This window comes from Stenotrophomonas sp. GD04024 (assembly GCF_029837545.1).
Classification (GTDB): Bacteria; Pseudomonadota; Gammaproteobacteria; order Xanthomonadales; family Xanthomonadaceae; genus Stenotrophomonas; species Stenotrophomonas forensis.
This window is the reverse complement of the sequence record NZ_JAOEDV010000108.1, coordinates 1-11,878: the sequence shown is the minus strand read 5'-3', so window position 1 is coordinate 11,878 and position 11,878 is coordinate 1. Positions and strand designations below refer to the sequence as shown.

Sequence of the window (11,878 nt, the reverse complement as noted above, 5' to 3'; positions counted from 1 at the left end):
CCGGCCCCCGCGAATTCGAGTTCGCCGACCGTGATTTCCGCCGTGTCTGCGACCTGATCTACCAGCGCGTGGGCATTGCCCTCGCGCCGGCAAAGCGCGACATGGTCTATGGCCGCCTGTCGCGCCGCCTGCGCACGCTCGGCATGCGCAGCTTCCAGCAGTACCTGGATCATCTGGAACAGGAGGATGGCGATGAGTGGCAGGCGTTCACCAATGCGCTGACCACTAACCTGACCTCGTTCTTCCGCGAGCCGCACCACTTCGACAAGCTGCGCGAGGAGTTGCAGCAGCGCAACGGCCGCACGCCGCTGTTGCTGTGGTCGTGCGCCGCGTCCACCGGCGAAGAGCCCTACTCGATGGCGATCACCGCCTGCGAAGCATTCGGCACCCTCAAGCCGCCGGTACGCATCGTCGCCACCGACGTCGACACCCAGGTACTGGCCACTGCAGGCCGCGGCGTCTACAACATCGACCGTGTCGCCAACCTCGATCCGGACCTGCGCCGCCGCTACTTCCAGCGTGGCAGCGGCCCCAACGAGGGTCAGTGCCGCGTGCTGCCGGCGCTGCGCGACCTGATCGAGTTCCGCCCGCTGAACCTGCTGGCCCCGCGCTACGACGTCGGCGGCCCGTTCGACGCCCTGTTCTGCCGCAACGTGATGATCTACTTCGACAAGCCCACCCAGCGCGCCATCCTCGGCCGCCTGGTGCAGCACCTGGCTGACGACGGCCTGCTGTACACCGGCCACTCGGAGAACTACCTGCACGCGGCCGACCTCATCCAGCCCTGCGGGCGCACCCTGTACCGCCGTGCGGCAAAGGCCGGCGCATGAATGCCTCGCTGCGTACCGACGATGTGATGCGCTACCAGGACGCACGCTTCAAGACCATCGCCGCCAAGCTGCTGCCCACCCAGTATCTGGTGGTCGATGACACCACCGCGCTGACCACCACGCTCGGCTCCTGCGTGGCGGCCTGCCTGCGCGACCCGGTACTGAAGATCGGTGGCATGAACCACTTCCTGCTGCCCGAAGGCAACGCCGGTGATGGCGCCCCCGCGCGCTACGGCAGCTACGCGATGGAACTGCTGATCAACGACATGCTCAAGCGCGGCGCGCACCGCAAGCGCATCGAAGCCAAGGTGTTCGGTGGCGCCAACGTGCTCAAGGGCTTCACCAGCAACCCGGTCGGCACCCGCAACGCCGAGTTCGTACGCCAGTACCTGCAGGCCGAGCACATCCCGATCATCGCCGAAGACCTGTGCGGCATCCATCCGCGCAAGATCTGGTTCTTCGCCGATACCGGCCGCGTGGTGGTGCAGCGCCTGCCGCATGCGCATGAGGCCGAAGTGGCCGCGACCGAATCGGCGGTGCGTGCACGCCTGTCCAAGGCCCCGGTCACCGGTGGCGTGGAGCTGTTCGAATGAGCCTCACCGGCAACGCCTCCTGCCGGGTCCTGATCGTCGACGACTCCGCCGTCGTGCGGCAGATGCTCACCGAGATCCTGTCCAGCGATCCGGCCATCGACGTGGTCGGCACCGCCGCCGACCCGCTGCTGGCGCGCGAGAAGATCAAGCGCCTGGCCCCTGACGTGATCACGCTGGACGTGGAAATGCCGCGCATGGACGGGCTGGCGTTCCTGGAAAACCTGATGCGCCTGCATCCACTGCCGGTGGTGATGATCTCCTCGCTGACCGAGCGCGGCGCCGACACCACCCTGCAGGCATTGTCACTGGGCGCCGTCGATTTCGTCTCCAAGCCCAAGCTCGATGTGGCCCGTGGGCTGCAGGGCTATGCCGACGAGATCATCGCCAAGGTGAAGATGGCGGCACGCTCGCGGGTGCGCCCGCTGGTGCGCGCTGCCACGCCAAAGCTCACGCTCGAAGCCGCCCCGGCGATGCGCCCGGCCGCGCCGCAGTTCCGTACCACCGACCGCCTGATCGCGATCGGCTCATCCGCCGGTGGCACCGAAGCCCTGCGCGTGGTGCTGGAAGGCCTGCCCGCAGACGCGCCGGCCGTGGTGATGACCCAGCACCTGCCGGCCAGTTTCAGCACGGCCTTCGCCGAGCGCCTGGACCGGCACTCGGCGATGGCCGTGCGCGAGGCCAGCGACGGCGAAGCGGTGTTGCCCGGGCATGCCTACCTGCCCCCGGGCGGCAAGCACCTGCGCATCATCCGTGACGGTGCGCGCTGGCGTTGCCGGGTCGACGACGGCCCGGCGGTGAACCGGCACAAGCCAGCGGTGGACGTGCTGTTCCGCTCGGTGGCGCAGAGCGCCGGTGGCAACGCCATCGGTGCCATCCTCACCGGCATGGGCGACGATGGTGCACGCGGCCTGCTGGAAATGCGCCAGGCCGGCGCACCGACGCTGGTGCAGGACGAGGCCAGCAGCGTGGTCTGGGGCATGCCCGGCGCCGCGTTCAAGCTGGGCGCTGCCGAAGAACAGGTCCCTCTCGAGCGGATTGCCGAACGGCTGCTGGCGCTGGCGCGCGGCTGAGCCCACGCGCACCACACCTCTCCCGAACGGCCGGCCAAGGGGACCCGGCCGTTCTTGATCGCGTTTCCCCAAGGAGCTCCACTGTGGCACTACGCCTGAACTGCCTGCCTGCCGCCATCGCGCTGGGCCTGATGCTGACTCCGCCGGCATCGGCAGAAGACCCCGCTGCCGTCCCGGTACACGACGCTGCCCTTGCCACCGACGCAGACCGCACCCAAGCGGTCGACAGCGCAGCCGCTCCGCCCTCTCCCGATGACTGGAGTACGCGCGTCCAGGTGGTGCCGGGCGCGCCTGCCAGCCTGCCTGGACACCGCGATGTCGATCTGAAGCTGCGCCTGGTCTCGCGCGGCGACACCGGCAAAGTCGTCACGCTCAAGCTTGTCCAGTTGGCGGCCGCCGCCAAGGCCGGCGGTGGCCGTGTCGATGGCTTCTCGAAGAAGAACCTGCGGGGCACTGTCATCGACTCAGTGCCGAGCCCGGCCGTCGACGAAATCCCCGCACTGCTGCGCCGCCATCTGGCCGAGTACTTCATTGCACATCCGGATGCACTTCCCGAGCACGCGCAGATCGTCAGCGCAAACGCCGGCCTGTGGTCGCTGACCTACCAGTCGCTGTCGGGCAACGCGGTTCCGTACGATCTGCAGCATGAGGCCACCCTCACCATTGCACAGTCGTCCCCCAGCAGCCCGCCCTGGCTGAGCATCACCTGCAGCGATCCCGTACAGACGGCGCCGCTGGAAGACTGGCAGGCAGATGACTACGCGCAGGTCAGGACCGCGGCACGCCAGTTCGCGCAGCGCTGCGTTGACCGGCTCGTGGAACAGCTGCCCACCGTGTTCCCTTCGCCAAGCGTCCAGCTGGCCGCTGCGATCAGTGCCGCCTCGCTCGATCCAGTGCCAACCCAGGACGAGGCCGCAACGGCCACAGACGCCGGCCATCCGGCACCGGTACTGTCCACGGACTGGATGAAGGCGGTCCACATCGACCATGGCACCGACACCGATGCCAAGGGCAAGCGTTCCGGTGACGCAGACCTGCGACTGGTGACCCGATCGGACATGGGCGTGGCCACGCTGGCCAAGATGAACATCTTCGCCCTGGCCGTGGTCGGTGCACGCAAGGCGCGTGGCTTCTCGAAGGACACCCTGCGCGGCGACACCGTCGAAGGCGTGTCCAGCCCCGCAGTGGAGCGGGTGCCGGCACTGCTGCAGCAGCGTCTTTCCGAGTACTTCAATGCCTATCCCGACGCGGTTCCCAGCGCCCCCGTGACCGTGCGGGCCGACCCGCACGAGTGGGCGCTGGTCTACGGGCAGCTCAGTGGCTCGCAGATCCCCTACGAGCTCAAGCACCGCACCACGATCGAGGTGCTGCCGGCCTCGGGCGCATCGGCCATGACCGTTGACTGCACCGATGGCACGCAGTCCGCTGCGCTGCCACAGTGGCAGGCCGATGACTATGCCGAAGTGAGGAGCGTGTCCGACGAGCTGGCCGAGCAGTGCGTGGCGCGATTCGTCGCGCGTCTGCCAGAAGCGTTTCCGTCCGCGATGCGCGCCGCAGCGCCTGCCAGCGCCATTGCTGCTGCCCTGCCCGCCGGCAATCGCTCCCGCATCCGCATCTTCGGTGCCAACGGCCGCAGCATCACCATGCATATCGGTGGCCAATGCCGTGGCGACGCGCGAAGGAAAGTCGTGGTCGCGCGCAGCAACAGCGCAGCCGTAGGCAGCCTGGTGGGCGGCAGCCCGCAGAACATTTCCATCGGAATGCCGGAAACCGACACCGTGCGTGCGATGAAAAGCGTCCTGTTCTCTAACCCGAACTTCCAGGAGTATTCGGTGGAGGCCGGCAAGCCGTTGATCTTCGACGCACAGTTCCAGAACGTCGCCCACCTCCGCTGCGGAGCAGCACCGGACGCGCTGTCGATCCAGTTCGTGCCGAAGGCGGGTCAGGACTACGAAGTGATGATGCGGCTCGAGAACGAGATGTGCGTGCTCGAGAGCAAGCAGGTGGCTGCCGATGGCAGCCTGCGCGTCAACCTCGTGCACGCCCCCAAGGCGTGTGCCGCGCAGTAAGGCGTCGGAACCGCAGCGGGACGGGTGCCGTTGCCAGGCAGTGCCTGGCAACGGCATCACCAACGCGTGATCACAGCTTGAACGACACCGGCACGCGGATCTCTCCCGGCACGGGTACGCCATCCTCGCTGGCCGGCAGGTAGCGCCACTTGCGTGTCGCCGCCTGCGCCGCCTCATCCAGTTCCGGCCAGCCGCTGCTCTGCAGTACGGTCGCGCCGACCCACTGCCCGTCGGAGGCGACCTGCACCATCAGGACCGCTTCCCCCTCTTTCTCATCACGGAATGCCTGCGACGGATAACGCGGCGGATTGCTGTGCTTGGTCTCCGTCACGATCGACGCCGGCACGTGCGCTGGCCGATCGGGCTCGACAACAGCTCGATGCACCGCCTGCTGCGCCATCGCGGCAGGGGCCATCATCAGCGTGGCCAGCACCACCGCACTGCCAGCCCAGTGACCGCAGCACGTGCGACTCCCCTTCAATCGATCCTGCAACATCCGTGTACTCCAACAAGCGGGGCGGCAAGTCTAACGCTGCACGCACAAAAAACCCCCGGCTCTCACCGGGGGTTCTTCGTTTCAACGGGGTGCCGGCCAGTGGCCGGCATTACCGCATCAGGCAGCGACCGTCTTGGCCACGTCCTGGTATTCCTCGATCTGGTCGAAGTTCATGTAGCGGTAGATCTCCGCGCCGCTGGCGGCGATCACGCCCACATCGGCCATGTACTCTTCCTTGGTCGGGATGCGGCCCAGACGCGAGCAGATCGCGGCCAGTTCGGCCGAACCCAGGTACACGTTGGTGTTGCGGCCCAGGCGGTTCGGGAAGTTGCGGGTCGAGGTCGACATCGCGGTGGAACCTTCACGGATCTGCGCCTGGTTACCCATGCACAGCGAGCAGCCCGGCATTTCCATGCGTGCGCCGGTGGCGCCGAAGGTGCCGTACACGCCTTCCTTGGTCAGCTCGGAGGCATCCATCTTGGTCGGCGGGGCCACCCACAGGCGGGTCGGCAGGTCACGCTTGCCTTCCAGCAGCTTGGCAGCCGCACGGAAGTGACCGATGTTGGTCATGCACGAACCGATGAACACTTCGTCGATCTTGGCACCGGCCACTTCGGACAGGGTCTTCACGTCGTCCGGGTCGTTCGGGCAGGCCACGATCGGCTCGTGGATGTCGGCCAGGTCGATCTCGATGACGGCGGCGTACTCGGCGTCGGCATCCGGCTCCAGCAGCTCCGGGTTGGCCAGCCACGCTTCCATCTTCTCGATGCGGCGCTGCAGCGAACGCGGATCCTGGTAACCCTCGGCAATCATCCACTTCAGCAGGGTGATGTTGCTGGTCAGGTACTCGATGATCGGTTCCTTGTTCAGGCGCACCGAGCAACCGGCGGCCGAACGTTCGGCCGAGGCGTCGGACAGCTCGAACGCCTGTTCGACCTTCAGTTCCGGCAGGCCTTCGATTTCCAGGATGCGACCGGAGAAGATGTTCTTCTTGCCGGCCTTGGCCACGGTCAGCAGGCCCGACTTGATCGCGTACAGCGGGATCGCGTTGACCAGGTCACGCAGGGTCACGCCCGGCTGCATCTTGCCCTTGAAGCGCACCAGCACCGACTCCGGCATGTCCAGCGGCATCACGCCGGTGGCAGCGGCGAAGGCGACCAGGCCCGAACCGGCCGGGAACGAAATGCCCACCGGGAAACGGGTGTGCGAGTCACCACCGGTACCGACGGTGTCCGGCAGCAGCATGCGGTTGAGCCAGCTGTGGATCACGCCGTCGCCCGGGCGCAGCGAGACGCCGCCACGGGTGGAGATGAACTCCGGCAGGGTGTGGTGGGTCTTCACGTCCACCGGCTTCGGATACGCGGCGGTGTGGCAGAACGACTGCATCACCAGATCGGCCGAGAAGCCCAGGCAGGCCAGGTCCTTAAGCTCATCGCGGGTCATCGGGCCGGTGGTGTCCTGCGAGCCGACCGAGGTCATCTTCGGTTCGCAGTAGGTGCCCGGGCGCATGCCCTGGCCTTCTGCCAGGCCACAGGCGCGGCCGACCATCTTCTGTGCCAGCGAGAAGCCCTTGCCGTTGTCGGCCGGCTGCACCGGCAGGCGGAACAGGTCGGTCGGGGCCAGGCCCAGCGCTTCACGCGCCTTGCCGGTCAGGCCGCGGCCGATGATCAGCGGAATGCGGCCACCGGCGCGGACTTCGTCGAACAGCACTTCGCTCTTCACTTCGAACTCGGCGATCACTTCGCCGTTCTTCAGTGCCTTGCCGTCGTACGGACGCAGCTCGACCACGTCGCCGTGCTCCATCTGCGAAACGTCCAGCTCGATCGGCAGGGCGCCGGCATCTTCCATGGTGTTGTAGAAGATCGGGGCGATCTTGCCGCCCAGGCAGACGCCACCGGCGCGCTTGTTCGGGATGAATGGAATGTCATCGCCGGTCCACCACAGCACGCTGTTGGTGGCCGACTTGCGCGAGGAACCAGTACCGACCACGTCACCGACGTAGGCGACCAGGTGGCCCTTGTCCTTCAGCGACAGGATCTGCTGGATCGGGCCGCGCTTACCGTCTTCTTCCGGGGTGAACGGCGCGTCGTCGCGCTTGTTCTTCAGCATCGCCAGCGCGTGCATCGGAATGTCCGGGCGGGTGGTCGCGTCCGGCGCTGGCGACAGGTCGTCGGTGTTGGTCTCGCCCGGCACCTTGAACACGGTGACGGTCAGGCTCTGCGGCACTTCCGGGTTGCCGGTGAACCACTCGGCATCGGCCCAGCTCTGCAGCACGGCCTGGGCGTTGGCATTGCCCGCCTTGGCCTTTTCCTGCACGTCATGGAAGGCATCGAACACCAGCAGGGTCTTCTTCAGGCCGTTGGCGGCGATGGTGCCGACGCTGGCGTCGTCCAGCAGCTGCACCAGCGGCGCGACGTTGTAGCCGCCGAGCATGGTGCCCAGCAGCTCGGTGGCGCGCTCACGGCTGATCAGCGGGTTCTGCTCGCTGCCCAGGGCGATCGCCGCCAGGTACGAGGCTTTGACTTTGGCAGCGTCATCAACGCCGGCCGGCACGCGGTGGGTCAGCAGGTCGAGCAGGAACTCGGCCTCGCCCTGCGGCGGGTTCTTCAGCAGTTCGATGACATCGGCCGTCTGCTGCGCGCTCAGCGGCAGCGGCGGGATGCCAAGCGCAGCGCGCTCGGCGACGTGGTGGCGGTAGGCTTCCAACATGACAACTCCCGGGTAATGCGTAGGTTGAAAAAACAAAAGTGGGCTCAGGCTTGCGGCACGATCAGCTTCAGGCCCTTGAAGTAGTCGCGGTAAAACGTATCGTTCCAGGTGATCAGGCCGTCGCACTGCAGCAGTGCGTGGGCGCCGACCATGAATTCGTCCAGGCTGCGGCGGCTGCCACTGCGCTGGCGGTGGCGGCGGTGCATCTCGCCGGCGCGCAGCGCCGACTTGGCTTCCATCGGGTTGAAGTGGACGCCCATTTCTTCCAGCGCTTCCAGCACCTCGGCGCCGCCGCGCAGCGAGGCGCAGACCTCGGCCAGGGTCGCCCCGCAGACCACCACGCGACCGCCGACCAGGCTCTGCCGCAGGATGGCTTCCACCGCATCGGCCTGCGGGCCATTGCTGAGCAGCTCGACCAGCACCGGTGAATCGACGGCGATCATCACGGCTTATTCCTCGTCACGCACCGCGCGTACCGCTGCGTCGGACGATTCGAAGCCGTCCAGCGCGAACTTGCCGCGCGCCCGTGAAATGGCATCGTCAACACTCTTGCGCAGGATGATGCGGCTGCCGTCCAGCTCGACCTTCAGCAGCGTGCCCTTGGTCAGGCCGAGGGCATCACGCACCGCCTTGGGCAGGGTGATCTGTCCGCGTTCTGCAACAGTGGCTTCCATCGGTAGGCCCTCCAGAGTATGCACAAATTATACATACTTCCCAGGGCATACTTCCACCCTGACCCGGACCGGCACCCCGCCAGCCCTTGCCTCGCAAAGGATCGGCCACAAACGTGACATACGCCATACACCTTCCCCTGTAGTCTGGAACCGATGCCGCAGGCCGGAACCGGTCCGGGTGAATCCATTCAGTTTCGGGTTCATACTGGAACCACCGGGGCCACCAGGCCCGCGGCGACCGCAAGCAGGCCCGCCCATGCGCGAGCCACTGCAAGCCATCCGCAAGAAGGAGTTACCCCGCATGAGCGATTCGTTCTCCACCCGCAGCCAGCTGAACGTCGGCGGCAAGACCTACGACTACTTCAGCCTGCCCACGCTGGGCCAGCGCTTCGATATCTCCCACCTGCCCTACTCGATGAAGATCCTGCTGGAGAACCTGCTCCGGCATGAGGACGGCGGCGCCACCGTCGGCCCGGACCACATCGAAGCCGTGGCCCGCTGGAATCCGTCCACCGAGCCGGACACCGAAATCGCCTTCATGCCGGCGCGTGTGGTCCTGCAGGACTTCACCGGCGTGCCCTGCGTGGTCGATCTGGCCGCGATGCGCGACGCCGTGGTCAAGCTCGGCGGCTCGCCCGAGCAGATCAACCCGCAGATTCCCTCCGAACTGGTCATCGACCACTCGGTGCAGGTCGATGTGTTCGGCAAGCCCGATGCGCTGGACCTCAACGGCAAGATCGAGTTCCAGCGCAACCAGGAACGCTACGGCTTCCTGCGCTGGGGCCAGAAGGCCTTCGACAACTTCAAGGTGGTGCCGCCCAACACCGGCATCGTCCACCAGGTGAACCTGGAAAACCTGGCCCGCGTGGTGATGACCGCCGACAAGGACGGCACGGCCATCGCTTATCCGGACACCGTGTTCGGCACCGACAGCCACACCACGATGATCAATGGCATCGGCGTGCTCGGCTGGGGCGTGGGCGGCATCGAAGCGGAGGCGGCCATGCTCGGCCAGCCGTCGTCGATGCTGATCCCGCAGGTGGTGGGCTTCAAGCTGACCGGCAAGCTGCCCGAGGGCGCCACCGCCACCGACCTGGTGCTGACCGTCACCCAGATGCTGCGCAAGCTGGGCGTGGTCGGCAAGTTCGTCGAGTTCTACGGTGACGGCCTGCAGCACCTGCCGCTGGCCGACCGCGCCACCATCGGCAACATGGCCCCGGAATACGGCGCCACCTGCGGCATTTTCCCGATCGACGCCGAATCACTGAACTACCTGCGCCTGTCGGGCCGCAGCGAAGAGCAGATCAACCTGGTCGAGGCCTACGCCAAGGCGCAGGGCCTGTGGCACGAACCCGGCAGCCCGCATGCCCAGTACAGCACCACGCTGGAACTGGACATGGGCACGGTGAAGCCGTCGCTGGCCGGCCCGAAGCGCCCGCAGGACCGCGTGCTGCTGGAGGACGTGCAGAAGAACTACCGCGAAGCGCTGGTGGGCATGACCGCCAACCGCGACAAGCGCAGCGAGGATGTGTCCTCCTTCGTCAATGAAGGCGGCGGTGCGGCGGTCGGCAACGAGCAGCTGGCCAAGGGCTTCGCCGACATCGAGATCGAGAACCGCAAGGTACGGCTGAAGGATGGCGCGGTGGTCATCGCCGCCATCACCTCGTGCACCAACACCTCCAACCCGGCGGTGATGATCGGTGCCGGCCTGCTGGCCCGCAACGCAGCGGCCAAGGGCCTGAACCGCCAGCCGTGGGTGAAGACCTCGCTCGGCCCAGGCTCGCGCGTGGTCACCGACTACCTGGAAAAGGCCGGCGTGCTGAAGGAGCTGGAGAAGATCGGCTTCTACGTGGTCGGCTACGGCTGCACCACCTGCATCGGCAACTCCGGCCCGCTGCCGACCGAAGTCAGCGCCGGCATCGCCGCCGGCGATCTGGTGGTCACCTCGGTGCTGTCGGGCAACCGCAACTTCGAGGGCCGCGTGCATCCCGAAGTGAAGATGAACTACCTGGCCAGCCCGCCGCTGGTGGTGGCCTACGCCATCGCCGGCACCACCGACATCGACCTGACCACCCAGCCGCTGGGTACCGGCAGCGATGGCCAGCCGGTGTTCCTGCGCGACATCTGGCCGAGCAACAAGGAAATCGGCGACGTCATCGCCGCCACCATTGGCCCGGAGATGTTCAAGCAGAACTATGCCGATGTGTTCAAGGGTGACACCCGCTGGAACACCATCGCCTCGCCGGACGGCAACCTGTACGAGTGGAGCGATGCCTCCACCTACATCAAGAACCCGCCGTACTTCGATGGCATGACCATGCAGACCAGCAGCATCGACGACGTGCACGGTGCACGCGTGATGGGCCTGTTCGGCGACTCGATCACCACCGACCACATCTCCCCGGCCGGCAACATCAAGAAGGACTCGCCGGCAGGCCGCTTCCTGCAGGAACGCGGCGTGCAGCCGGCCGACTTCAACAGCTACGGCAGCCGCCGCGGCAACGATGACGTGATGGTCCGCGGCACCTTCGCCAACATCCGCATCAAGAACCTGATGTTCGGTGGTGAGGAAGGCGGCAACACCCTGTACTACCCGGCCGGCGGTGGCCAGCCGGAGAAGCTGGCGATCTACGATGCAGCCATGAAGTACAAGGCCGACAAGGTGCCGCTGGTGGTGCTGGCCGGCAAGGAGTATGGCACCGGTTCGTCGCGCGACTGGGCGGCCAAGGGCACCCTGCTGCTGGGGGTGAAGGCGGTCATCGCCGAAAGCTTCGAGCGCATCCACCGCTCCAACCTGGTCGGCATGGGCGTGCTGCCGCTGCAGTTCCGCAACGGCGAGAACGCGCAGAGCCTGGGCCTGGACGGCTCGGAAGTGATCGACATCACCGGCCTGCAGGATGGCGCCAGCAAGCGCGCCACGGTCACTGCCACCAAGGCCGATGGCACGAAGAAGACCTTCGAGGTTTCAGTGATGCTGCTGACCCCGAAGGAGGTCGAATACTTCCGTCATGGTGGCCTGCTGCAGTACGTGCTGCGCCAGTTGGCCGGCAAGTAACGCATCAACGGTAGAGCCGGGCCCGCGCTCGGCCACATCGCCACAGCGTCAGCCGAGCATGGCTCGGCTCTACAAGAAGAAGGGCCGGATCCTCACGGATCCGGCCTTTTTCGTCTGCACACCGTGCCGCCGGCATCAGGTCACGCGTCGACCCTCCAGATCATGGCCGCACGCCAAACAGGTGCCACGACGTTTTCACTGCGGGGCCCATGGTGTCCAGCGACCACAGGCCTTCCTCCCACTCAAGATGCCCATCCGGCGCATCCTCGTTGAACACTGTCACCGACATCTCACCGGCGGGATGCGGCGTATCCTCGATGCGATAGCACACCGCACCGGCGTTTCCCTGGTAGACGTTGGAGAGGAAGCCCTGCGGGCAGCG

General features: G+C 66.6%; 9 protein-coding genes and 1 pseudogene. 5 read left to right on the top strand and 5 right to left on the bottom strand.

Annotated elements, in window-relative coordinates; genetic code table 11:
* From N7590_RS20640 to N7590_RS20625, 4 genes are all read left to right on the top strand, one after another.
* Positions 1 to 830, top strand: an 830-nt coding sequence (locus N7590_RS20640) for a CheR family methyltransferase (RefSeq protein ID WP_279935852.1), incomplete at its 5' end; no start/stop codon positions are given.
* Positions 827 to 1,423: a chemoreceptor glutamine deamidase CheD gene (cheD, locus tag N7590_RS20635; protein ID WP_008264676.1), complete on the top strand. Its 597-nt coding sequence runs from the start codon at positions 827 to 829 to the stop codon at positions 1,421 to 1,423. The genes N7590_RS20640 and cheD, both read left to right, overlap by 4 nt.
* Positions 1,420 to 2,493, top strand: coding sequence for a chemotaxis response regulator protein-glutamate methylesterase (locus N7590_RS20630; protein WP_164241644.1), 1,074 nt, complete (start codon positions 1,420 to 1,422; stop codon positions 2,491 to 2,493). Before cheD ends, N7590_RS20630 begins: the two co-directional genes overlap by 4 nt.
* An 83-nt stretch (positions 2,494 to 2,576) precedes the next feature.
* Complete coding sequence (locus tag N7590_RS20625; protein ID WP_164241643.1) at positions 2,577 to 4,562, top strand: hypothetical protein; 1,986 nt, start codon at positions 2,577 to 2,579, stop codon at positions 4,560 to 4,562.
* 70 nt (positions 4,563 to 4,632) lie between these two features.
* Here N7590_RS20625 and N7590_RS20620 read toward each other — a convergent pair whose 3' ends face one another.
* From N7590_RS20620 to N7590_RS20605, 4 genes are all read right to left on the bottom strand, one after another.
* Positions 4,633 to 4,995 carry an energy transducer TonB gene (locus N7590_RS20620; RefSeq protein WP_239544299.1) on the bottom strand — a complete coding sequence of 121 codons (363 nt, stop codon included), beginning with the start codon at positions 4,993 to 4,995 and terminating at the stop codon, positions 4,633 to 4,635.
* A 180-nt stretch (positions 4,996 to 5,175) separates the two neighbouring features.
* The gene (gene acnB, locus N7590_RS20615) at positions 5,176 to 7,767 is read right to left on the bottom strand and encodes a bifunctional aconitate hydratase 2/2-methylisocitrate dehydratase (RefSeq protein WP_164241641.1); all 2,592 of its coding nucleotides are present in this window, start codon (positions 7,765 to 7,767) and stop codon (positions 5,176 to 5,178) included.
* A gap of 44 nt (positions 7,768 to 7,811) precedes the next feature.
* Complete coding sequence (locus tag N7590_RS20610) at positions 7,812 to 8,210, bottom strand: type II toxin-antitoxin system VapC family toxin (protein ID WP_008267153.1); 399 nt, start codon at positions 8,208 to 8,210, stop codon at positions 7,812 to 7,814.
* Positions 8,211 to 8,216: 6 nt separating this feature from the next.
* Positions 8,217 to 8,441, bottom strand: a complete 225-nt coding sequence (locus tag N7590_RS20605; RefSeq protein WP_005409505.1) for an AbrB/MazE/SpoVT family DNA-binding domain-containing protein — start codon at positions 8,439 to 8,441, stop codon at positions 8,217 to 8,219.
* Positions 8,442 to 8,742: 301 nt separating this feature from the next.
* Here N7590_RS20605 and acnA point away from each other — a divergent pair, with 301 nt between their 5' ends.
* A complete protein-coding gene (gene acnA / locus N7590_RS20600) occupies positions 8,743 to 11,496 on the top strand; it encodes an aconitate hydratase AcnA (protein ID WP_279935849.1) in 2,754 nt (917 codons plus the stop codon).
* Between the two features lie 160 nt (positions 11,497 to 11,656).
* Here acnA and N7590_RS20595 read toward each other — a convergent pair.
* Positions 11,657 to 11,878 (bottom strand): annotated as a pseudogene (locus N7590_RS20595) (hypothetical protein); the annotation flags it as partial.